This is a genomic window from Allobosea sp. P2_A10, from assembly GCF_056405115.1.
On the sequence record NZ_JBFUCS010000004.1, the window covers coordinates 203,722 to 224,919 of the forward strand.

Genomic DNA, 21,198 nt, shown 5'->3' on the forward strand with positions numbered 1-21,198 from the left:
CGCTCTGCAACTGTTTTTGCGTGGAGCGACGCGAAGCCGGGACGGCGGGTTGACCCGCCGTCCCGGATTGCGGCGCCGTGCAGCGCGATGTCAGCTCAGGCGGCCGCTTCGGTGAGTGCGGGATAGTCGGTGTAGCCCTTGGCGCCGCCGCCATAGAAAGTCTCGACCACGGGCGCGTTCAGCGGCGCGTCGAGCCGCAGCCGTTCGACGAGGTCGGGATTGGCGATGAACGCCTTCCCGAAGGCGATCGCATCGGCCCGGTCCTGCGAAACCGCTTCGATGGCGAGGTCGCGGGTATAGCCGTTATTGGCGATATAGACGCCCTTGAAGGCCTTGCGCAGCGCGCCGTAGTCGAAGGGCAGGTTGTCCCGCGCCCCGCCCGTCGCCCCTTCGACGACGTGGAGGAATGCGATGCCGGCCTCGCCGAGCTTGCTCGCGAGATGCGTGAACAACGCCTGCGGATCGGAATCGCGCGAGTCGTTGGCCGGGCTGACCGGCGAGATCCGGATGCCGATCCTGCCCTTCGGAAAGACCTTGCTCACCGCCTCGACGACCTCGAGCGCAAAACGGACGCGGTTCTCGATCGAGCCGCCATAGGCGTCTGCGCGCGTATTGGAGCCGTCGCGCAGGAACTGGTCGATCAGGTAGCCGTTGGCGCCGTGCAGTTCGATGCCGTCGAAGCCGGCCGCCTTGGCGTTCTCTGCTGCCGCGACGAACTCGCTGATGACGCCCGGAATCTCGTCGAGGGCGAGTTCGCGCGGTGTCGAGACCTCGGCGAAGCCGCTCTCGATATAGGTCTTGGTCTTTGCCTGCAGGGCGGAGGGGCCGACCGGCGGCTGGTTGTCGGGCTGGAGCGAGACATGGCTGACGCGCCCGACATGCCAGAGCTGGGCCGCGATCTTGCCGCCTTCCGCATGAACGGCATCGGTGATCGCGCGCCAGCCGACGAGCTGCTGCTGGCTGTACATGCCCGGCGTCCAGGCATAGCCCTGGCCCTGCTGGGAGACCTGCGTGCCCTCGGTGATGATCAGCCCCGCGCCGGCGCGCTGGCGGTAATATTCGACGTTCAGCGCGTTGGGCGCGTCATTGCCATGCGTCGCGCGGTTGCGCGTCAGCGGCGCCATGACGATGCGGTTCTTGAGTTCGATGTCGCCGATGCGCAGCGGCGTGAACAGAGCGGGCAGGGTGTCGCCGGAATGGCTCATTGTGGTCTATCCTCAGGGTCGTGACGGATGCGGGCGGAAGGCCCGCGTTGGCGGCATGACAGGGTTCTTGACGCCAGCATGTCATGCAATCCGCAGGGGTAGATAGGCATGGTCCGCTGAGATGGCAGGTCTGACCGAGACGACTTTCGCGGCCCGGAACACATCCTGCGTTTTCGGGGCGATCCGGAGATGAACGATATCGAGCAGGCGGCGTCCGGGAGAGAGAAATCCTCGCGCATCCTGCTGAGACGGGGGCGCGATGCGTTAAGCGCAGGCTGGAGCGCCGCGATCGGGGTGGTCTATCCGCCGAGTTGCATCGCCTGCCACCAGGCGGTGGGTGAGGCGCAGGCGCTGTGCGCGCGCTGCTGGTCGGGCATCGGCTTCATCGAGCGGCCTTATTGCGAGCGGCTGGGGACGCCATTTGCGTTCGATCTCGGTGCGGGGCTGTTGTCGCCGGCCGCGATCGCCGATCCGCCGGTGTTCGAGCGGGCGCGCGCCGTCTGCCGCTTCGACGGCACGGCGCGCGATCTGGTCCATCGGCTGAAATATGGCGACCGGCTGGAGCTTGCGCTGACGCTCGGGCGGATGATGCATCAGGCCGGACGCGAGCTCATCGCCGACGCTGCGATCATCGTGCCGGTGCCGTTGCATCGCACGCGGCTCTGGACCCGGCGTTTCAACCAGGCGACGGCTTTGGCCGGGATCGTCGCGAAGCTCGGCGGCGTTCCGCTCGCGCCGGTGGCGCTTGCGCGCGTCAAGCGGACGCGCCAGCAGGTCGGGCTGACGCGGGCGCAGCGCGCCGACAATTTGCAGGGCGCGTTCAGGGTGCCGCCTGCCGCAAGGCCGCAGGTCGAGGGCCGGCGCGTCCTGCTCGTCGATGACGTGCTGACGACGGGCTCGACGGTGAACGCCGCCTCGCGCGCCTTGCTGCGGGCCGGCGCGACCCATGTCGACGTGCTGACCTTCGCGCGGGTGGTGACGGATGGCTGAGCGCACACTACATAGTCGATGCAGTGCAACACGATGGACGCCGCCATGCCTCCGGTCACGATCTACACCACCTCCTGGTGCCCCTATTGCAAGGCGGCGAAGTCGCTGCTGGACAAGAAGGGCGTCGCCTTCGAGGAGATCGATGTCGACGGCAGGCCCGAGCTGCGCCAGGCGATGACGGCGCGGGCCGGCGGACGCACCTCGGTGCCGCAGATCTTCATCGGCGAAAAACATGTCGGCGGCTCCGACGACATTCATGCGCTCGATGCGCGCGGCGAGCTCGACAAGTTGCTGGCGGCATGAAGGCGCGCTGGTCGCGCGACGCTTGCAAAGGATTTGAGAGGGATTACGTGCTGGACTCGCGTTCCGGCGCCCCCCGATCCGAGCAGACATGATCCATTACGCCCTCATCTGCGACAGCGGCCACGAGTTCGAGAGCTGGTTTTCCAGTTCCGCGAGCTTCGAGGAGCAGGTGCGGCGCGGCTTCGTCGCCTGCCCGGCCTGCAACAGCGTCAAGACCGAACGTGCGATCATGGCGCCCAATGTCGCCCGCACCGACCGGGCGCGCGGCGGTATCGAGGCGCAACCGCAAGCGCAGCCCGCGCAGGAGGTCGCCGTGACGACCGAGACCGCGCCGGTTGCGCTGATGGGTGAGAAGGAAGTCGCCTTCCGGCAGATGCTGGTGGCGCTGCATGCCCATGTCGCGGAGAACGCCGAGCATGTCGGCAAGCGCTTCGCGCAGGAGGCGCTGAAGATCCATCACGGCGAAAGCGACGGACGCGCCATCTATGGCGAGGCGACGCCCGAGGACGCCCGCATGCTGCATGAGGAAGGCGTCGAGTTCATGCCGCTGCCGGGACTGCCGGGCGCGCGGAATTAATCGGCCGGAGCGCTTTCGCACGCAGGGGCATCGCATTTCGATTTTTCGAGCCCTCATCCTGAGGAGCAGCCGCAGGCTGCGTCTCGAAGGATGCTCCAGTCTGCGCTGGAAACGCCCTCTGGAGCGTCCTTCGAGACGCGCTTCCTGCGGAAGCGCTCCTCAGGATGAGGGCTGAGGGTGAAATGCGATCGCCCTGGCTTTAAGTACCCTCGCCCTTGCATTCGCCGGGCTCGCATCGGAACGTCATGCCCGACCGACGCTGGAGCCGCCCGATGAATCGCCTGATCGCCGCATGCCTGTTGTCGCTGGCCTTCGTCTCGGGGGCGGCCGCGGACGCGACGATCCCGACCAGGGACATCGCCGGGGCCAAGGACAGCCCGCTGCTGAAGCGTTATGCCGGCTCCTTCATCGTCAGCTATGAGCGCGTCGCCTTCACCGACTTCAAGGTGCCGCTGTCGCGGCTGGAACCGGTCGACCCCGACAAGCGGCGCGACGCCAGCAACAACGTCGTGCACCTGCCGAAACAGGAGAAGGAAATCGAGGGCGGCATGACCCGGCTGGCCTATATCCTGCCGGGCGAGCGCTCGCCGCTGGAGGTTCTGCGCAACTATCAGGACGAGGTCGAGGCGGCCGGCGGGTCCGTGCTCTTCACCTGCAAGGCGGAAGGCTGCGGCGGCGATCCCGAACGCTCGTCGAGCGGTGGCGGCGGCGATTCGAGCCTGCTGATGTATTTCGTGCAGGAGAGCCAGCTCAAGGACGCAGCCTTCTCCAACGGCGCCTGCGCCCTGACGCGCTCGATCACCGACCAGCGCTTCCTCGCCGCAAAGCTGCCTCATGCGGATGGCGAGGTGTATCTCACCGTCCAGACCTACCAGTTGCGCGACGATCTCTACTGCAAGGCCTTCAATGCGCGCACCGTCGCCGTCGTCCATATCGTCGAGCCGCGCCCGCGCGAGCGCAAGATGACCACGGTCAAGGCCGAGGAGATGGCGCGCAGCATCGGCGCGACCGGCCGCATCGCGCTTTACGGAATCCTGTTCGACACCGCCAAGGCCGATCTCAAGCCTGAATCCGATCCTGCGCTTGCCGAGATCGCAGCTTTGCTCAAAGGCGATCCCAAGCTCGCGGTGCTGATCGTCGGCCATACCGACAACCAGGGTGGGTTCGACTACAATATCGACCTGTCGCGACGCCGCGCCGACGCGGTGATCAAGGCGCTCTCGGCGAGCTACAAGGTCGATCCAAAGCGCCTGCGCGCGGCAGGCGCCGGCATGATCGCACCGACAGCGGCCAATGATGCCGAGGACGGCCGCGCCAGGAACCGGCGTGTCGAGGTGGTCAAGCTGAACTGAGTGCTACAGCGGCTCGATCGCCGGCACGCCGAAGGTTTCGACCGTCGATTGCCCGGTCGCCAGCACCTTTTCCCATCCGGCTTCCGCCGAGATGCGCRCCAGGCAGGGCGCAAGCTTCGCTTCGGCCAGGCCATGCGGCACGAAGACGAGCCCGTCATCGTCGCCGACGACGAGGTCGTGCGGCGACACCGAGACCCCGCCGAAGACGATTGGCCCGTTGACGATGCCGCGCTCCATCGAGGACGGGCCGCGCGGCATCACAAAGCGCGAGAACATCATGAAGTCGGGCCATTGCGCGACGACGCCGACATCGCGCACCGCGCCGTCGACGACGACGCCGAGAATGCCCTTGAGCCGCGCCGCGCCGCCCAGCAGATCGCCGATCATCGCCGCGTCGCGCCGCCCGCCGGCCGCGACCACAACGACGTCGCCCTTGCCAGCGACCGCAATCGCATGATGCACCGGGCCGTAATCGGCCGGCTCGCACCAGGCGGTGACGACGGAGCCGACCATGCGCTTGCCCGGCGCAAACGGGCGGATCGGCCGGATGCGGGGATCGGCATGGCCCGTGCCGCCAAGCTGGTCGGCGATGACGGAAGACGGCACCGCCTGCCAGGCCTCGATCAGTGCGGCCGGCAAACGGGGATGGGCGGGTGTGGCTAGACGGGTCGGCATCGCTTTTTGTCCTTGGTTTGCAGCGTGCGGACGCTCAGGCGGCGCGGCCGTTATGCGTCGCGATGTGGCGGCGAACGGCGCGGGCCAGCCGCAACACGCCCTCTGTCAGTCGATCAGGCGGGGAACGGGTAAAGTTCAGCCGTAGCGCGCTCCTCAGCTTGCCTTCGGAATCGAAAACGCTCGATGGCACGAAGGCGATTTTTTCGGCCAGGGCATCGGCATAGAGCAAGTCGGTATCGATCGCGGGCGTGCGCGCCCGCAGCCAGACGAACATGCCGCCGGGCGGGACCTCCCAGTCGAACCATTCGCGGAGGTGGCTGTCCAAGGCGGCGCAGAGCGCATCGCGCCGCTCGCGATAGATCGGCAGGATGCGCGGCACATGCTGCGCTTCGAAACCACTCTCGATCAGTTCGAGCGCGATCGCCTGCGTCAGCATGCTGGAGCTGAGATCGGTCGATTGCTTGGCGAGCGCCAACGTCGCGATCATGCCGGCCTCCGCAACGACCCAGCCGACGCGCAGGCCTGGCACGAGGCTTTTCGACAAGGTGCCGAGATAGATCACCGGCCCGTCATAAGGGCCGTCCGGCTGGCGCGCGCCATGAAGCGCCAGCAGAGACGGTGGGGCCGCGCCGTCCAGTTGCAGCGGCAGATAGGGATCGTCCTCGACCAGCCAGGTACCGGCCGCCAGAACCTCGTCCAGCAACGTGGCGCGTCGCTCGGCAGGGACGAGCACGCCGGTGGGATTGGAGTAGTTCGGCACGGCATAGACGAATTTCGCACGCGCCAGCGTCGCACCGAAATCGGGGCCATCCATGTCCCAGGCGAAACGCTCGTAGCGGGGCTGGCGCGGCCGCCAGGCGTCGAGCGCGCCGAGATAGGTCGGGAACTGGGCCAGAATCGTGTTGCCGGGGTCGATCAGCGCCTTGCCGAGCAAATCGAGACCCTGCATCGCGCCGGTGGTGAGCAGGACGTTCTCCGGCCCGAAGACACGGCCCGCCGCTACCGAGACCCGCGCGGCGACAGCCGCCCGCAGCGCCGGCAGACCCTCGACAGGGCCGTATTCGAGCGCGACCGACCCCCAGCGCTCGATCGCCGCATGGCTGGCGGCGGCGATTTCCGCAACCGGATAGAGTTCGGCTGCGGGCAGGCCGCCGGCGAGGCTGATCACATCCGCCTGTCCACCGATGGCGAGGAACTGCTGCGTGATGCTGTTGCCCTGCGAAAGCCAGCGGGCAGGGGCGGGACGGGCTGGCGGGTTCGGCTGCGGCATAGGTGGTGGCGGTGCTCGCGAACTGGAAACCGCCGCAGGCTACAGAGCAGACCCGCACGGCGAAACCCCTGCCGGCGCATGGGATGCGACCCGCCGGGTGCTGGCCAGGGCGCGTCGAGAGCGGCATAAGCGGTTCCACCGGGAGGCCAAGCCATGCGCATCGTCGATGTCCGCGAGATCACCCAGCCGATCGCCTCGCCGATCCGCAACGCCTATATCGACTTCTCGAAGATGACGACGAGCCTCGTCGCCGTGGTCACCGATGTGGTGCGCGACGGCCACCGCGTCGTCGGCTACGGCTTCAACTCGAATGGCCGCTATGGCCAGGGCGGGCTGATCCGCGAGCGCTTTGCCCCACGCCTGCTGGAAGCCGAGGCCAAAAGCCTGCTCGACGACGCCGGCGACAATCTCGATCCCGACCGCTGCTGGGCGGCGATGATGAAAAACGAAAAACCCGGCGGCCATGGCGAGCGTTCGGTCGCCGTCGGGACGCTCGACATGGCGATCTGGGACGCGGTCGCGAAGATCGCCGGCAAGCCGCTGTTCCGGATGCTCGCCGAGCGCCATGGCCGCAACGCCGATCCCCGCGTCTTCGTCTATGCGGCGGGCGGCTATTATTATCCCGGCAAGGACGACGATGCGCTGCGCGCCGAGATGCGCAGCTATCTCGACCGTGGCTACCGCGTCGTGAAGATGAAGATCGGCGGCGCGAGCCTCGCCGAGGACGCCCGGCGCATCGAGGCCGTGCTGGCCGAGATCGGCAAGGATGCTCAGCTTGCCGTCGACGCCAATGGCCGCTTCGACCTGGAGACTGCCATCGCCTACGCCAGGATGCTGCGGGAGTATCCGCTGTTCTGGTACGAGGAGGCCGGCGACCCGCTCGATTATGCCCTGCAGGCGGCGCTGGCCGAGTTCTATCCCGGCCCGATGGCGACGGGCGAGAACCTGTTCAGCCATCAGGATGCGCGCAACCTGCTGCGCCATGGCGGAATGCGGCCGGATCGCGATTGGCTGCAGTTCGATTGCGCGCTCTCCTATGGCCTGTGCGAATATCAGCGCACGCTGGCCGCGCTCAAGGTCGCCGGCTGGGGCTGGGATCGCTGCGTGCCTCATGGCGGCCACCAGATGTCGCTGAACATCGCCGCCGGCCTCGGGCTCGGCGGCAATGAGAGTTATCCCGATCTGTTCCAGCCCTATGGCGGCTTCCCCGACACAGTCCGCGTCGAGGACAGCTACATCACCATGCCTGAGCTGCCGGGCATCGGCTTCGAGGGCAAGAGCGACCTGATCAGGGTCATGCGCGACCTGGCGGAATAGGCTTCCGAAGCGCTCCGGCTCTCATCCCAACGTCGCGCGCGACTTGCCGGGGCTCTGGCGCTATCCTTCGCCGCAGTGCAACATCGAGATTGCACGGTTTCGAGGGAGCAGCGGCGATGAACGCGATCGGCGACAAGCCAGTCCAGCGCGACAAGCCCGCGTCACGCGACAAGCCCTGGATTTTCCGGACCTATGCCGGGCATTCCGACGCCTCGGAATCCAACAGGCTCTACCGCAACAACCTCGCCAAGGGCCAGACCGGCCTGTCGGTCGCCTTCGACCTGCCGACGCAGACCGGCTACGACCCCGACCATGTGCTGGCGCGCGGCGAAGTCGGCAAGGTCGGCGTGCCCGTCTCGCATCTGGGCGACATGCGGGCGCTGTTTGCGGATATTCCGCTCGCGCAGATGAACACCTCGATGACGATCAACGCGACGGCGGCCTGGCTGCTCTCGCTCTACATCGCGGTGGCCGACGAGCAGGGGGCGGATCGCAAAGCGCTGCAGGGCACGACGCAGAACGACCTCGTCAAGGAATACCTCTCGCGCGGCACCTATGTCTTCCCGCCGCGCCCTTCGATGGCGCTGACCACCGACATCGTCGTGTTCACGGCCCGCGAGCTGCCGAAGTGGAACCCGACCAATGTCTGCTCCTACCATCTGCAGGAGGCCGGAGCCTCGCCGGTGCAGGAGCTCTCCTTCGCGCTGGCGACGGCGATCGCCCTGCTGGATTCGATCCGGGCGCGGCCGGAGGTCTCGGTCGAGGAATTCCCCGATGTGGTCGGGCGCATCTCGTTTTTCGTCAACGCCGGCATGCGCTTCGTCACCGAGCTCTGCAAGATGCGGGCGTTCGTCGAGCTCTGGGACGAGATCACGCTCGGCCGTTACGGCGTCGCCGATGATGCGATGCGGCGCTTCCGCTATGGCGTGCAGGTCAATTCGCTCGGCCTGACCGAACCGCAGCCGGAAAACAACGTCTATCGCATCCTGATCGAGATGCTGGCGGTGACGCTGTCGAAGAAGGCGCGCGCCCGGGCGGTGCAGCTGCCGGCCTGGAACGAGGCGCTCGGCCTGCCGCGCCCTTTCGACCAGCAATGGTCGCTCAGGATGCAGCAGGTGCTGGCCTATGAGACCGACTTGCTCGAATTCGGCGACATCTTCGACGGCTCGACCGTGATCGACGCCAAGGTCGCCGACCTCAAGGCGGCCGCGCTCGAGGAACTGGCGCGGATCGACGACATGGGCGGCGCGCTGGCGGCGATCGAGACCGGCTATATGAAGCAGGCGCTGGTCGAGAACGGCGCGCGCCGGATCGAGGCGATCGAGCGCGGCGAGCAGATCGTCATCGGCGTCAACAAGTTCACCAACAGCGAGCCGTCGCCGCTCTCTGCCGGCGAGGGCAATGTCGTGACCGTGCCGGATTCGGTCGAGCTGGAGGCGATCGGCCGGCTGAAGGCCTGGCGCTCCGCGCGTGATGCGAAAGCCGCAGAGGGCGCACTGGCCGAGCTGGCGCTCGCTGCCAAGGAAGCACGCAACGTCATGCCGGCCTCGATCGCCTGCGCCAAGGCCGGCGTCACCACCGGCGAATGGGCGCAGACCCTGCGCGAGATCTTTGGCGAGTACCGCGCACCGACCGGCGTCGATACCTCGAAGCTCGGCGACAACAGCGATCTCGCCACGGTCAAGGCGGCGGTGGCCCGCGCCACCGAGAAGCTCGGCCGCGTGCCGCGTTTTCTGGTCGGCAAGCCCGGCCTCGACGGCCACTCCAACGGTGCCGAGCAGATCGCGGTGCGCGCCCGCGACGCCGGCATGGCGGTGAGCTATGGCGGCATCCGCCAGACGCCCGAGGAGATCGTGACGCAGGCGCGGGAGACGCAGGCCGACATCATCGGCCTCTCGATCCTGTCGGGCTCGCATCTGCCGCTGGTGCGCGACGTCACGGCGCGGCTGCGCGTCGCCGGGATGACCATTCCCGTCGTGGTCGGCGGCATCATCCCGCCCGACGACGAGAACGCGCTAAAGAATATGGGCGTGGCGCGGGTCTATACGCCGAAGAATTTCGAGCTCGACGGCATCATCGCCGATGTCGCTGGGCTGGCGGCGAAGGATAGGGGGTGAGGGCGTTTCGCACGTCGTGATTTTGACGCCCTGCGCAAACGCCGCGTCATTCCGGACAAGCCGCGAAGCGGCGCTGATCCGGAATCCATCATAGAGTTCGGCCGGTGCCTTACGATGGATTCCGGGTCTCCGCTTCGCTGCGCCCGGAATGACGACGGTGTGTTGGTCGCAACGTCAGTTCAGGCTCGCCCGCTTCATGAACGCGCCGCCCTTCATGATCAGCGGCATGTGCTTGCCCTGCCGTGTCAGCAGCGACAAATCCTTCAGCGGGTCGCCATCGACCACGATGAGGTCGGCATACGCGCCGGCCGCAACAGTGCCGATCTTGCCTTCGAGCTTGAGCAGTTTCGCCGCGATGAAGGTCGCGGCTGCGATCACCTCATGGGCCGGCAGCGCGCGGCCGCGAATGACGAACTCCTCGGACTGGTATTTGTGCATGTCGCCGAGCAGGTCGCTGCCATAGGCCATGGTCAGCCCGGCCTTCTTCATGATCGCAAGCGACTCCATGCCGGCCGAGCGGACGACATCGACCTTCGCGATCGAATCCGGCGGGAAACCGAGCTTGGGGCCGTCACTGACGAGCTTGTCGTAGGTGACGAGCGTCGGCACCGCGACCGCGCCCTTCGAGGCCGCGAGCTTGGCCGTATCGGCCCCGATGATGTTGCAATGCTCAAGCGAATGCACGCCGGCCTCGACGCAACGGCGGATGGCCTCGTCGGTATAGACATGGGCGGAGACATAGGTGCCCGCCATCCTGGCCTCCTCGACGATCGCTTCCAGTTCGCCGACGGAGAAGCCGAGGAAGTGGATCGGGTCGGTCGGCGAGGCGCAGCCGCCATTGGCCATGATCTTGATGAAATCGGCCCCACTCTTGAGCTCTTCGCGCGCGGCGCGGCGGACCTCGCCCTCGCCGTCGCAGATGCGGCCGAGCGCGCCGAGGCGGTGGCGGTCGGTGACGGCGGCGCGGTCGTCATAGCGGCCGCGAAAATCGGCATGGCCGCCGGTCTGGCTCAGCGCCTTGCCGGAGATGACGAGGCGCGGCGTCGGGAAATGGCCTTCCTCGGTCGCCTGCTTCAGGCCGAAATCGGCGCCGCCGACATCGCGCACCGTGGTGAAGCCGCGCAGCAGCATCTCGCGCATGATCACCAGCGAGCGGGTCATGACCAGCGAGTCGGGCAGGCGGGCGTTGAGGCCGAGATCGGCGACGCCGGCGACGACATGGACATGGGCGTCGATCAGGCCGGGCATCAGGGTTTTGCCCTTGAGGTCGACGACCTTGGCCTTGGCCGAGGTGACGGCCTTGCCGACCTCGCGGATGGTCGCGCCTTCGACGAGGACGCTGACCGGTGCACCCGCTTCAGGAGCGGTGCCGTCGACGATGCGGGCATTGGTGAACAGGGTGGAAGCCACTTGAATTCTCCAAAAAGGAACTTGGGTTCTCCGAAAGCGGATGAAAATCAGGACGCGCGAGCGGCGGCTTGCGCTGCGAGGAAACCCGGCACCAGCAGCGGAGCCAGCGCCTCGATCGGCGCGACATGCTCCTCGCGATAATGGCCTTCGGGTGCGAGCAGGTTGATCGTGCCGACGACCCGGCCGTCATAGATCGCGGGCACATTGATGACGGAGCCCAGCCCCATGCTCTCGATCAGCACATGGTCGAAGAAGGCCCAGCGGATGCCGGCCTTGTCCTTGCCGAGATAGGACTGCTTGCCGTCCATGACGTGCTTGCCCCAGGGCGTCGGCCCCATCGGCTTGCGGCCGGAGACCGGATATTCGGTCGGGCGGTTGGAGTAGATGCGCGCGACTTCGGAGCCATCGACATAGAGCAGCGTGAACAGCTCATGCCCGACGAGCCGCTTGGCGATGGCGTCGAACGCCTTGAAGACGGTGTCGGGCTGGCCGGGCTCCTTGAGCAGGGCCGAGAGGGTGGCGAGATCGTCTGACATTGTGAGTTCTCAATGCTGCTGGTGGATGGGTGAAGTGGCGCCATCGTCTCCACCCGTCATTCCGGGCGCAGCGAAGCGGAGACCCGGAACCCATCGTAGAGCCGAAGGTCCGCAAGGACTGGCCCTTCGATGGATTCCGGATCGGCGCGGCTTCGCCGCTTGTCCGGAACGACGGCGGTGGAGCGGCTGAGGTTGAGCCCAACTCATGACGACGGCACAGGCGCCTTGGGAATCCGTTCCGGCAGGATGCCCTGCGGACGCAGATGGAGCACCAGGATCAGCGCAAGCCCGATCATCATCTCGCGCATGGCGGCGAGTTGCACAGGCTGGAGACCGGGCAGCCATTCGGTCATGAAGCGCGTCGCCTCGAGGAAGATCACCACGAGATAGGCGCCGAAGACCGCCCCGCTCGGCCGGCCGACGCCGCCGGCGGTGACGGCCAGGAAGATGTAGATCGTGATCAGCGGCTGGAAGTGGTCGGGCGAGACATAGGACTGGAAATGCGCGTAGAGCGCGCCGGCCAGCGCCGCGATCCCGGCCGAGAGGGCAAAAGCCTGCAGCTTGAAGCGCAGCACCGCCTTGCCGGCGAAGGCGGCGAGTTGCTGGTCCTCGCGGATCGCCTTCATCGCACGGCCATAGGGCGAGAGATCGATCCGGCGCAGCAGCGCCCAGACGATCGCGACGATCAGCGTGACGACGCCGAGATAAAAATAGGTGAAGCCCTGCAGGCCGAGCTCGGCCTTGAGCGGGGCCCTGATGCCGGAAATGCCGTCCGAGCCCCTGGTCAGCCAGCGCTCGTTCAGGGCGATCAGGCGGATGACCTCGGCAAAGCCGAGCGTGACGATGGCGAGATAGTCGTCGCGCAGGCGCAAGGTCGCGAAGGTGACGAGGAGGCCGACGGCCGCACCGACCACGATCGCTGCACCCCAGCCGAGCAGGACGGGCGCTCCGGCCCCCGTCGCCAGCGCCGAGGCATAGGCGCCGACCGCGAAGAAGCCGGCAAGGCCGAGATTGACCAGCCCGACGCCGCCCCAGATCAGATTGAGGCTGAGCGCGAGCAGGGCATAGATGCCGCACAGCGTCAGTGTGAAGATCAGATAGGACAGCATCAGGCGGCCCTCTCGCCCAGAATGCCACGTGGCCGGAAGGTCAGCATCAGCAGGATCGCGACGAAACCGACAGCGGTGCGATAGGTCGGAGGGGCCACCAGCAAAGCGAGTTCCTCGGCGATGCCGAGCGCCAGCGCGCCGACGACCGCGCCGGGGATCGAGCCCAATCCGCCGAGTACGGCAGCGGCGAAGACCGAGAGCAGGACGCGGTAGCCGGTCAGCGGGTCGATCGAGGTGTCGAGCCCGATCAGCACGCCGCCGACGCCGGACAATCCCGCGCCGAGAAAGATCGTCGCGATGGCGATGCGGGCGGGGTCGATGCCCTTCAATCTGGCGAGATCGGGATTGTCGGCGACAGCGCGCATCGCCTTGCCGAAACGGGTGTAGCGCAGGAACAGGAAGACGGCCGCCATGATCGCGACCGCGAAGGCCAGGCTCTGGAGCTGCTGGGGGCCGATGCGCAGGTCGCCGAAGCGCATGTCGCGCGCGATCGGCAGGTCGTAACCCCTGAGTTCGTTGCCGAAGACGAAGCGCACGACGTTTTCGAGGACGAGGTTGAGCGCGATCGAGGCGATGGCGACGATCAGCGCGCCATTGCCGCGCAGGCGCTTCAGCGCCGTCTCCTCCGCCGCGACGCCGACCAGGCCCGTCACCGCGAAAGCTGCGGCGAGCGCGGGCAGCACCGGCCAACCCAACATCGCATTCGCCCACCAGGCGGCGAACGCGCCGATGGTGGCGTAGGAGGCGATGGCGAAGTTGGGATAGCGCAGCACGGCGAAGATCGCCGAGAAGCCGATGGCCGGGACGGCGATCAGCGCCCCGGTCATCACGCCATTGATCAGCGCCTGGAGGAGTTGGGTCACGAAACCGCTTTCGCTCAGGCGATCTTGACGAGCGCGATTTTGCCGCCCTGGACCTGCTCGTAGCGGAATTTCGAGTCCGAGATGTCGCCGATATCGGTGAAGTCGCAGGGGCCGCTGGCGCCGTCATAGTCGACCGCCTGCTTGGCGGCGATGGCCTTCAGCCCGTCGACGGCGCTGTCGATCTTCACCCCGCCCGGAGCCTGGCTGACCTTGCGGAGATTGTTCTTGATCGCCTCGCCCGACGAATCGCCGCCCATCGCGATCGCCATCAGCACGAGGTTGATGTGGTCGTAGATCTGGGTGGTGTAGGGGTCGGGCGAGGCGACGCCGATCAGCTTGACCAGCTTCTCATAGGCCTTGGAGCCCTCAGCCGGGGAGGGCGAGATCATGAAGGTCTTGTCGACGACCTCGGCCGGCACGCTCTCGACCAGCTTCTGGTTGACCGAATAGCCGAAGGCGATCTTCGTGCCCTTGAAGTCGGCGCGGTAGAGGTCCTTCAGCATCACGGTGGTGTCGGGCGTATAGCCGCCGAAGACGATTGCGTCGGGCTTGAAGCGCATGGCCTCGTCGATCTCGGTGCGGTAGGCCGGCTTCTTGTCGTCATAGATCAGCGAGCCGGTCTCGCCGCCGGCCTTCTTGACCGCCTCGGCGATGTTGTCGAACTGGCTTTTGGCGAAGGGCGTCTGCGGCGACAGGAAGAAGACGCGCTTGGCGCCCTCGGCGATGGCGAACTCGCCGAACTTGCGGCCTTGGAGGGTGGTCGTCGGCTGGGTCCGGATCAGATAGCCCTGATGCGGCAGGGCCGTGATCGAATCCGCGCCCGAGGTGGTGCACAGGAAGGTCTTGGATTCCCAGCAGAGCGGCGCGACCGCCGTCGTCACGGCCGAGGCCCAGGTGCCGAGGATGGCCGAGACCTTGTCGACGTCGATCAGCTTGCGCGCGGCCCGCACGCCGGCTTCCGGATTGGTCTGGTCGTCTTCCGAGACCAATTCGACCTTGCGGCCGAGCACGCCGCCCGCGGCATTGACCTCGTCGATCACGGCCTTGACCGCCTTGACCATGACCGGGCCATAGGGGCCGCCGGCGCCTGTCAGCGGCGTCAACGTGCCGATCCTGATCGGCGCGCCCTGGGCAAGAGCGAGGCGCGGAAAGGCGGAGGAGCCGGCGAGCGCGGCGGCGCCCGTCAGGAGCGTGCGGCGGTCGATGCGGAAATCGGTCATGGTCATCCCCTGTCGTTGGTTGTCGTGGTTGGCATATGCGTGTTCTTGGGCGTGATCGGTCTTCAGCCACCCAGGAAGAGGCGGCGGATTTCGGGGTCGGCGGCGAGGGCTGGGCCCGCGCCCTCGCGGCTGTTGCGGCCGGAAACGAGGACATAGCCGCGCGTCGAGATCTCCAGCGCTTCCAGAGCGTGCTGCTCGACCATCAGGATCGGCAGCCCGCCCTTGTTCAGCGCCACGATAGCCTCGAACAGCTCTTCGGCCGCCTTGGGCGAGAGGCCGGCGGTCGGCTCGTCGAGCAGGAGCAAAGCAGGGGCGTTCATCAGGCCCATCGCCATGGCGAGGATCTGGCGCTGTCCGCCCGAGAGCGTGCGGGCCAGCGCCTTGCGCTTGCTCGCCAGCATCGGATAGCGGCCGTAGAGTTCGTCACTGCGCTCGCGAACCTTGCCGGGCTCCTGGAAGCCGCTGATGTCGAGGTTTTCCGCGACCGTCATCGCCCCGAAGACGTTGCGCTCCTGTGGCACGAAGCCGATGCCGTGTCTCGCGCGGCCAAGCGCGCCCTCGCGGGTGAGGTCCTCGCCCTTCAGCACGATCGCGCCCTCGCGCGCCGAAACCAGACCCGCGATCGTTTTCAGCAGCGTCGATTTGCCCGCGCCGTTGGGGCCGATGATCGAGACGATCTCGCCGGTCTCGACCCTCAGCGAGGTACCTTTCAGGATCTGCTCGGCCGCGCCATAGCCGGCGACGACGCCATCGACTGCGAGCAGGGTTTCAGCCGCGCTCAATGCCGCCTCCCGAGATAGGCTTCCTGCACGCGGCTGTCGGCGGCGACCTCGTCGAAAGTCCCTTCCGTGAGCACCTTGCCCTCGGCCATGACGATGACCGGCGAGCAGAGCCTTTTGATCAGCGCCATGTCGTGCTCGATCAGGCAGATCGTCAGCCCGTCGCGGTTGAGCGAGGTCAGGTGCGCCGCGATCTCGTCGGCGAGCGTCGGGTTGACGCCGGCCATCGGCTCGTCGAGCAGCAGGATTTTCGGCTCCGCCATCAACGCACGGCCGATCTCGACCAGCTTCTTCTGGCCGCCCGACAGCGCGGTGACCGGGTTGTCGAGAACATGGTCGAGCTTGAGCCGGCGCGCGATGCCATGCGCCCGTTCGGCGAGTTCGGCCTCGCGCCGGCGCGCCGCCGCGCTGCCGAGCATGGCCGCGAGCAGGCTCTCGCCGGGCTGCGCCGCGCCATAAAGCATCAGATGCTGGAAGACGCTGAGTTTCGGAAAACCGCGCGCGAGCTGGAAGGAACGCACGAGGCCTGCCGCGACGAGCTTTTCGGGCGGCAATCCGGTGGTCTCGACGGCGCCCAGCCGCACGCTGCCGCCCTTCGGCCGATAAAGCCCGGAGACGGCGTTGAACAGCGTCGATTTGCCGGCGCCATTGGGGCCGATCAGCCCGGTGAACGAGCCCGTCGGCACGGAAAAATCGACGCCGCGCAGGACATGCACGCCGTAGAAATCGAGCTTGAGGTTCTCGATCGTCAGGGCATCGCTTGGCGATGCCGCCGTCATCGCGCGGTCCCCGTGCGCCGCGACGGCTGCGGAGCAGCCATCTGCCGATTTTCGGCCTCGATCGGGAAATGCTGGCGGACCTGCTGCTTCCAGAACGCCAGCATCTCGCTGTAATAGGCGGGGTCGTTGGGACGCAGCACCGTCTGGCTGATCATGCCGCGCACCAGGCACATCGTCGCGTTCATGACGGTGCGGGCGTGGTCGGGCTCGACGCCGGCGCGGGTGGCGAGCGCCGTCCAGATCGCGTCGAGACCGGCATGGAACCCGCGCACGGTCGGGATCAGCTCGGCCCGGAAGTCGTGGTTGTGCCGGGCCTCGGGCAGGTACTCCATCGTCACATAGAACAGCCGGTCGTCCATCATCTTCCAGATGTAGTCGACGATCTCGTCGCTGGAGCCGCCGCGCGCGATGAAATCCTGCGCGAAGCGATGCAGATCGGCGGTCGTCTTGCTCAGCATATCGGCGACCGACGCGCCGATGATCGCCTCGCGGCTGCTGAAATGATGCGTCAGCGCGCCGCGCGAGACCCCGGCCTGACGGGCGATCTCGGGGGTGGTGGTGCGGGCGAGGCCACGCTCGTGCAGCAGGTCGATCGTCGCGTTCATCAGCCGCGTGGAGGTGTCCGCGCTGCGCTGCTTCTGCGATCGTCTCTTGCCGGTTTCGCTCACGCCAGGCTTTCTCATAAAAAGCCCTTGCGGCAGGGCTTCATGCAAGCTGCGACTCCACTTGCAAACAGTCAAGCTTGTTTCTTATGCGCGCATTGCCTGCGGGAACGGCAGGTTTCTTGCTGCGCGTGTGGGTCGCTGTCAGGTCGACGCAGTGTGGCGAGGGAGGGCTTTGCGATGCCGGGATTATCGGTGCATGCGGTCGATATCGCCAGAGGCGCGCCGGCCATGGGCATGCCCGTGCGCATCTATGCGCTCGCGCCGGAACGTCGGCTGCTGGCGCAGGCTGCGATCGGCGCTTCGGGTGCGCTCGATCATCCCATCGTCGCGCAGCGGCTTGTGCCGGGGCCATACGAGGTCGTGTTCGGCTTTGCCGCCTATTTCGCGGCGGTCGGTGCGGCACCATCGCAACCGCCCTTCATCGACGAGGCGCCGTTCCGCTTCACCACCACCGATCCCGAGCAGCACATCCACCTGCCGATCAAGTTCACGGCCTGGGGCTATTCGCTGTTTCGCGGGAGTTGATGGCGTTTTCCAAGCCAAGCCCGAAGGCGTCACACCTCGAAAATGCGGCCCCATCCGGCCGCTGCCGGTCGCGTATCGACGCCTGCGGCTTTCAACGCCGCCCAGACGCCCGCAGCAGCGGAATCGATCACGGGCAGGCCGGTCTCGGCTTCGAGCGCGGCTGCGACGGGCGCGCCGTTGAAATTGGTGCAGAAGATGACGATCGCGTCGACGGGATTGTCCAGAGCCGCTGCGCGGGCCATTGCGGCGATCTCGTGGGGCGCGATCGAACCGTAGGACAGGTTGTCGCTCAGTCCCGAATGGCGCTCTGCCGCCACCGTGAAGCCCTTGAGCGGGAAGTTCGAGGCGGTCCTGGCGTGGGCCGCGGCGGTATAGGGCGTGATCAGGGCGATGCGCCTGGCCTCCAGCCGGCGCAGCAGGTCGAGCGTCGCCAGCGCCGCCGTCACGGCTGGAATGCCGGTCGCGGCCGTGATGTCGGCGCAGAGCTTTTCATCGATATCGAAGCCGTAATCGCCGCCCTTCGAGCCGTTCCAGCAGATCGCGGCCGGTTCGGCATGGCTCAGCAGCGTGGCGGCCTGGACCATCACCGGCCAGTCATAGGGGTTGGCGACGACTTGATCGGGGCTGGTGTTGCCGAAGACGGGGATGCGCGTGAACAGCGGCGTGACTGTCGGCAGCGTCGCGCAGATACCTTGCGTCACGCGCTCGACCGTGCGGTTGCCCGAGGGCGTGATGGTGCCGATGGCGATGTCCGTGCTCATGGTGCACCGGGCAGCAAGATGCAGGCCATGGCGTAGCCTTGCTCGTGGGGCTGGTCTTGCGTCGTCACATCGCCGGAACGGCGCTGCAGTTCTGGCCGCCATCGACCGGCAGGCAGACGCCGGTGATGAACTTCGCCTCGTCGGAAGCGAGGAAGACCGCCGCATTGGCGATGTCCCAGGCGGTGCCCATCTTGCCCATCGGCACCAGCGCGTCGCGGGCCGCGACCATCTCGTCGGCCGAGGCGTATTGTCCCGAAATCTGCTTGTAGATCATCGGCGTGTCGATCAGCCCCGGCATGATGCAGTTGGCGCGGATGCCCTGGCGGGCATACTGCATCGCGATCGCCACCGTCGCCTGGTTCACCGCCGCCTTCGTGGCGTAGTATGCGAAATAGGGGTAGCCGACCCAGCGGATCGCAGCCAGCGACGAGATGTTGACGATGGCGCCGCCTCCATTCTTCAGCATCTGCGGGATCACGGCCTTGGAGCAGCGGAAGACCGGGCCGAGATTGAGGTCGATCGCGGCCCTGAACTGGTCCTCGGAGAGTTCCACGGGTCCGCCCATATGGGTGACGCCGACATTGTTGTGCAGGATGTCGATGCGGCCGAAGCGGAGCATGGTCGCCGCGACGCAGTCGTCGATCGAAGCCTGCTGCGTCACGTCGGCCGCGATCGCGATCGCGATACCGCCCTCGCCATTGATGATCGCGGCGGTCTCGTCTGCGGCGGCCTGGCTGATATCGATGCAGGCGACGCGCGCGCCCTCGCGGGAGAAGGCGACCGCGGCCGCCTTGCCGTTGCCCCAGCCCGGACCCGACGAGCCCGCGCCGAAGACGATGGCGATCTTCTTCTTCAGGCGCTCGGTCATTACAGGAACCCGATCGAGAACCACGGCACGGCGGCAACCACCAGCAGCGCCAGGAACAGCGCGAGCATGTAGCCCCAGATCGGGCCGATGCCCTCGTCGGGATTGACCTTGCCGATGGCGCAGGCGGCGTAGTAGCCGACGCCGAAGGGCGGTGCGAACAGGCCGAGCCCCATGGCGAGCACCACCACCATCGAATAATGCACCTCGTGGATGCCGACGGTGCGCGCGATCGGGAAGAGCAGGGGGCCAAACAGCACGATCGCCGGAATGCCCTCGAGCACGCTGCCGAGAATGATGAAGGCGACGATCGAGACCGCCATGAAGCCGGCCGCGCCGCCGGGAAGCTGCGTCATCGCCTGCGCCAGCGTGCGCGAGAAGCCCGACTGGGTCAGGCCCCAGGCCATGGCCGAGGCCGCGCCGATGATGATCAGGATCGCGCCCGAGAGCGCGGCGGTGTCGATCAGGATCGTGCCCATCCGCGACCAGTCGAACTGGCGGTAGACCAGAAGGCCGACGACGATGGCGTAGACGATGCCGATGGTCGAAACCTCGGTTGCGGTCGCGACGCCCTCGACGACCGCGGCGCGGATCAGGAAGGGCAGCGCCAGCGCCGGCAGCGCGATGATGAAAGCCTTGCCGATCTGGCTCCAGTTCGCCTTGACGACATGGCTGAGATCGTCGTTGCGGTAGCGATAGCCGACGACGAGGCACAGGCCCACGGCCAGCACGAGGCCGGGTACGAGTCCGCCGGTGAACAAAGCCGCGATCGAGACGCCGGTGACCGAGCCGATGGTGATCAGCACGATCGAGGGCGGGATCGTCTCTGTCTGCGCGCCGGTCGCCGATAGCAGCGCGACGAGGTCGCCGGGCTTGGCGCCGCGTTCCTTCATTTCCGGAAAGAGCGCCGGCGCGACGGCGGCCATGTCGGCGGCCTTCGAGCCGGAGATGCCGGAGACGAGGTACATCGCGCCGATCAGCACATAAGAGAGGCCGCCCTTGATGTGGCCCAGCAGGCTCGCCAGGAAGCGCACCATGGCCTTGGCCATGCCGCACATCTCGATCAGCAGGCCGAGAAAGACGAAGAGCGGCACGGCGAGCAGGATGAGATGGCTCATGCCCTCGTCCATGCGCCCGACCAGCACCATGGTCGGCACGCGCGTCGTCAGCGCGAGATAACCGAAGGTTGCGAGCGCGAAGGAGAACACGATCGGCACGCCCGAGAAGACGCAGAGCCCGACGACGCCGACGAAGAAGATGATCAGGTTGAGATTGCCGAGTGTCTTGATCGTCGGGCCGAGCATCCAGAAGGCGAAGACCACGGCGGCGACGATGGCGAGCGCGAGCAGGGCCTGCAGCACGCCCGAACGCATCGTCAGGCGCAACAGCGAGAACCCGATCATCAGGATGACGCCGACCGGAAAGGCAGCGGCGCGCCAGACATTGGCGATCTCCATCGCCGGCGTGGTGATGAAGCTCTCCTCATGGGCCCATTTCCAGGCCGGGCCGATGATCAGCAGCAGGAAGGCGAGGCCCGCCATGACGCCGAGCGCATCGAAGAAATTGCGCCATTCAGGCGAGCATTTCGAGACCAGCGCGGTCATGCGCATATGCTCGCCGCGCCGGAGCGCGATCGCCGAGCCGAGCATGGCGAGCCAGAGAAACAGGATCGAGGCGAGTTCGTCCGACCAGGTCAGCGGGGTGTGCAGGAGATAGCGGGCGACGATGCCCGAAAACAGCACGACGACTTCGGCGACGACGAGGATCGCGGCCGGTATCTCGACGATGGTGCCGAGAAACCGGTCGATCTTCGCGGCCAGCGAACGCCGTGGCGCCGCCGCTGTCGGCGGCGGCGCGAATTCGGACACCGTGTCCATGGC

General features: G+C 66.9%; 21 protein-coding genes. 7 read left to right on the forward strand and 14 right to left on the reverse strand.

What is annotated here, in order from left to right; all coding sequences use genetic code 11:
- Positions 1-95: 95 nt before the first annotated feature.
- Positions 96-1,205 carry an alkene reductase gene (locus AC1DZY_RS08400; RefSeq protein ID WP_476819638.1) on the reverse strand — a complete coding sequence of 370 codons (1,110 nt, stop codon included), beginning with the start codon at positions 1,203-1,205 and terminating at the stop codon, positions 96-98.
- 189 nt (positions 1,206-1,394) lie between these two features.
- Here AC1DZY_RS08400 and AC1DZY_RS08405 point away from each other — a divergent pair, with 189 nt between their 5' ends.
- The 4 genes from AC1DZY_RS08405 to AC1DZY_RS08420 all read left to right on the forward strand — a co-directional run bounded on the left by AC1DZY_RS08405 (position 1,395) and on the right by AC1DZY_RS08420 (position 4,427).
- Positions 1,395-2,195: a ComF family protein gene (locus AC1DZY_RS08405; RefSeq protein WP_476819639.1), complete on the forward strand. Its 801-nt coding sequence runs from the start codon at positions 1,395-1,397 to the stop codon at positions 2,193-2,195.
- A gap of 45 nt (positions 2,196-2,240) precedes the next feature.
- Positions 2,241-2,498, forward strand: a complete 258-nt coding sequence (grxC, locus tag AC1DZY_RS08410) for a glutaredoxin 3 (protein ID WP_476819640.1) — start codon at positions 2,241-2,243, stop codon at positions 2,496-2,498.
- A gap of 88 nt (positions 2,499-2,586) precedes the next feature.
- Positions 2,587-3,075: a DUF1178 family protein gene (locus tag AC1DZY_RS08415; RefSeq protein ID WP_476819641.1), complete on the forward strand. Its 489-nt coding sequence runs from the start codon at positions 2,587-2,589 to the stop codon at positions 3,073-3,075.
- Between the two features lie 272 nt (positions 3,076-3,347).
- Positions 3,348-4,427 (forward strand): OmpA family protein, encoded by a 1,080-nt coding sequence (locus AC1DZY_RS08420; protein WP_476819642.1) that lies wholly within the window; start codon positions 3,348-3,350, stop codon positions 4,425-4,427.
- A 3-nt stretch (positions 4,428-4,430) separates the two neighbouring features.
- On the opposite strand, the gene AC1DZY_RS08425 is transcribed toward AC1DZY_RS08420, so the two are convergent.
- Both AC1DZY_RS08425 and AC1DZY_RS08430 read right to left on the reverse strand, forming a co-directional pair.
- On the reverse strand, positions 4,431-5,102 hold the full coding sequence (locus AC1DZY_RS08425) for an RraA family protein (RefSeq protein WP_476819643.1): 672 nt from the start codon (positions 5,100-5,102) through the stop codon (positions 4,431-4,433).
- 34 nt (positions 5,103-5,136) lie between these two features.
- Positions 5,137-6,372, reverse strand: a complete 1,236-nt coding sequence (locus tag AC1DZY_RS08430; RefSeq protein ID WP_476819644.1) for an aminotransferase-like domain-containing protein — start codon at positions 6,370-6,372, stop codon at positions 5,137-5,139.
- 153 nt (positions 6,373-6,525) lie between these two features.
- On the opposite strand from AC1DZY_RS08430, the gene AC1DZY_RS08435 reads away from it, so the two are divergent.
- Both AC1DZY_RS08435 and AC1DZY_RS08440 read left to right on the forward strand, forming a co-directional pair.
- Complete coding sequence (locus AC1DZY_RS08435; RefSeq protein ID WP_476819645.1) at positions 6,526-7,689, forward strand: mandelate racemase/muconate lactonizing enzyme family protein; 1,164 nt, start codon at positions 6,526-6,528, stop codon at positions 7,687-7,689.
- Between the two features lie 116 nt (positions 7,690-7,805).
- Entirely contained in the window at positions 7,806-9,806 is a 2,001-nt protein-coding gene (locus AC1DZY_RS08440; RefSeq protein ID WP_476819646.1) for a methylmalonyl-CoA mutase family protein, read from the forward strand.
- 174 nt (positions 9,807-9,980) lie between these two features.
- Here the strand turns inward: AC1DZY_RS08440 and AC1DZY_RS08445 are convergent, their stop codons facing one another.
- The 8 genes from AC1DZY_RS08445 to AC1DZY_RS08480 all read right to left on the reverse strand — a co-directional run bounded on the left by AC1DZY_RS08445 (position 9,981) and on the right by AC1DZY_RS08480 (position 17,170).
- Complete coding sequence (locus tag AC1DZY_RS08445) at positions 9,981-11,216, reverse strand: metal-dependent hydrolase family protein (protein WP_476819647.1); 1,236 nt, start codon at positions 11,214-11,216, stop codon at positions 9,981-9,983.
- A 47-nt stretch (positions 11,217-11,263) separates the two neighbouring features.
- Positions 11,264-11,752 (reverse strand): GAF domain-containing protein, encoded by a 489-nt coding sequence (locus AC1DZY_RS08450; protein WP_476819648.1) that lies wholly within the window; start codon positions 11,750-11,752, stop codon positions 11,264-11,266.
- Positions 11,753-11,955: 203 nt separating this feature from the next.
- Positions 11,956-12,861: a branched-chain amino acid ABC transporter permease gene (locus AC1DZY_RS08455; RefSeq protein ID WP_476819649.1), complete on the reverse strand. Its 906-nt coding sequence runs from the start codon at positions 12,859-12,861 to the stop codon at positions 11,956-11,958.
- A complete protein-coding gene (locus AC1DZY_RS08460) occupies positions 12,861-13,724 on the reverse strand; it encodes a branched-chain amino acid ABC transporter permease (RefSeq protein ID WP_476819650.1) in 864 nt (287 codons plus the stop codon). The genes AC1DZY_RS08455 and AC1DZY_RS08460 overlap by 1 nt, the downstream gene beginning before the upstream one ends.
- A gap of 14 nt (positions 13,725-13,738) precedes the next feature.
- Complete coding sequence (locus tag AC1DZY_RS08465; RefSeq protein ID WP_476819651.1) at positions 13,739-14,944, reverse strand: ABC transporter substrate-binding protein; 1,206 nt, start codon at positions 14,942-14,944, stop codon at positions 13,739-13,741.
- 62 nt (positions 14,945-15,006) lie between these two features.
- On the reverse strand, positions 15,007-15,726 hold the full coding sequence (locus tag AC1DZY_RS08470) for an ABC transporter ATP-binding protein (protein WP_476819652.1): 720 nt from the start codon (positions 15,724-15,726) through the stop codon (positions 15,007-15,009).
- Positions 15,723-16,502 carry an ABC transporter ATP-binding protein gene (locus tag AC1DZY_RS08475; protein WP_476819653.1) on the reverse strand — a complete coding sequence of 260 codons (780 nt, stop codon included), beginning with the start codon at positions 16,500-16,502 and terminating at the stop codon, positions 15,723-15,725. The genes AC1DZY_RS08470 and AC1DZY_RS08475 overlap by 4 nt, the downstream gene beginning before the upstream one ends.
- A complete protein-coding gene (locus tag AC1DZY_RS08480) occupies positions 16,499-17,170 on the reverse strand; it encodes a TetR/AcrR family transcriptional regulator (protein WP_476819654.1) in 672 nt (223 codons plus the stop codon). The genes AC1DZY_RS08475 and AC1DZY_RS08480 overlap by 4 nt, the downstream gene beginning before the upstream one ends.
- Before the next feature lie 174 nt (positions 17,171-17,344).
- Here AC1DZY_RS08480 and AC1DZY_RS08485 point away from each other — a divergent pair, with 174 nt between their 5' ends.
- Positions 17,345-17,692, forward strand: a complete 348-nt coding sequence (locus AC1DZY_RS08485; protein ID WP_476819655.1) for a hydroxyisourate hydrolase — start codon at positions 17,345-17,347, stop codon at positions 17,690-17,692.
- Between the two features lie 29 nt (positions 17,693-17,721).
- Here AC1DZY_RS08485 and AC1DZY_RS08490 read toward each other — a convergent pair whose 3' ends face one another.
- From AC1DZY_RS08490 to AC1DZY_RS08500, 3 genes are all read right to left on the reverse strand, one after another.
- Positions 17,722-18,453, reverse strand: coding sequence for a maleate cis-trans isomerase family protein (locus tag AC1DZY_RS08490; protein WP_476819656.1), 732 nt, complete (start codon positions 18,451-18,453; stop codon positions 17,722-17,724).
- A gap of 64 nt (positions 18,454-18,517) precedes the next feature.
- Entirely contained in the window at positions 18,518-19,321 is an 804-nt protein-coding gene (locus AC1DZY_RS08495; protein ID WP_476819657.1) for an SDR family NAD(P)-dependent oxidoreductase, read from the reverse strand.
- On the reverse strand, positions 19,321-21,195 hold the full coding sequence (locus AC1DZY_RS08500) for a TRAP transporter large permease (RefSeq protein WP_476819658.1): 1,875 nt from the start codon (positions 21,193-21,195) through the stop codon (positions 19,321-19,323). The genes AC1DZY_RS08495 and AC1DZY_RS08500 overlap by 1 nt, the downstream gene beginning before the upstream one ends.
- Between the last annotated feature and the right edge of the window lie 3 nt (positions 21,196-21,198).

Coding starts and splice junctions, on each gene's coding strand:
- AC1DZY_RS08400 (WP_476819638.1), bottom strand. CDS start 1,205: ATGAGCCATTCCGGCGACACCCTGCCCGCTCTGTTCACGCCGCTGCGC.
- AC1DZY_RS08495 (WP_476819657.1), bottom strand. CDS start 19,321: ATGACCGAGCGCCTGAAGAAGAAGATCGCCATCGTCTTCGGCGCGGGC.
- AC1DZY_RS08435 (WP_476819645.1), top strand. CDS start 6,526: ATGCGCATCGTCGATGTCCGCGAGATCACCCAGCCGATCGCCTCGCCG.
- AC1DZY_RS08485 (WP_476819655.1), top strand. CDS start 17,345: ATGCCGGGATTATCGGTGCATGCGGTCGATATCGCCAGAGGCGCGCCG.
- AC1DZY_RS08500 (WP_476819658.1), bottom strand. CDS start 21,195: ATGGACACGGTGTCCGAATTCGCGCCGCCGCCGACAGCGGCGGCGCCA.
- AC1DZY_RS08465 (WP_476819651.1), bottom strand. CDS start 14,944: ATGACCGATTTCCGCATCGACCGCCGCACGCTCCTGACGGGCGCCGCC.
- AC1DZY_RS08455 (WP_476819649.1), bottom strand. CDS start 12,861: ATGCTGTCCTATCTGATCTTCACACTGACGCTGTGCGGCATCTATGCC.
- AC1DZY_RS08440 (WP_476819646.1), top strand. CDS start 7,806: ATGAACGCGATCGGCGACAAGCCAGTCCAGCGCGACAAGCCCGCGTCA.
- AC1DZY_RS08415 (WP_476819641.1), top strand. CDS start 2,587: ATGATCCATTACGCCCTCATCTGCGACAGCGGCCACGAGTTCGAGAGC.
- AC1DZY_RS08405 (WP_476819639.1), top strand. CDS start 1,395: ATGAACGATATCGAGCAGGCGGCGTCCGGGAGAGAGAAATCCTCGCGC.
- AC1DZY_RS08430 (WP_476819644.1), bottom strand. CDS start 6,372: ATGCCGCAGCCGAACCCGCCAGCCCGTCCCGCCCCTGCCCGCTGGCTT.
- AC1DZY_RS08490 (WP_476819656.1), bottom strand. CDS start 18,453: ATGAGCACGGACATCGCCATCGGCACCATCACGCCCTCGGGCAACCGC.
- AC1DZY_RS08420 (WP_476819642.1), top strand. CDS start 3,348: ATGAATCGCCTGATCGCCGCATGCCTGTTGTCGCTGGCCTTCGTCTCG.
- AC1DZY_RS08450 (WP_476819648.1), bottom strand. CDS start 11,752: ATGTCAGACGATCTCGCCACCCTCTCGGCCCTGCTCAAGGAGCCCGGC.
- AC1DZY_RS08475 (WP_476819653.1), bottom strand. CDS start 16,502: ATGACGGCGGCATCGCCAAGCGATGCCCTGACGATCGAGAACCTCAAG.
- grxC (WP_476819640.1), top strand. CDS start 2,241: ATGCCTCCGGTCACGATCTACACCACCTCCTGGTGCCCCTATTGCAAG.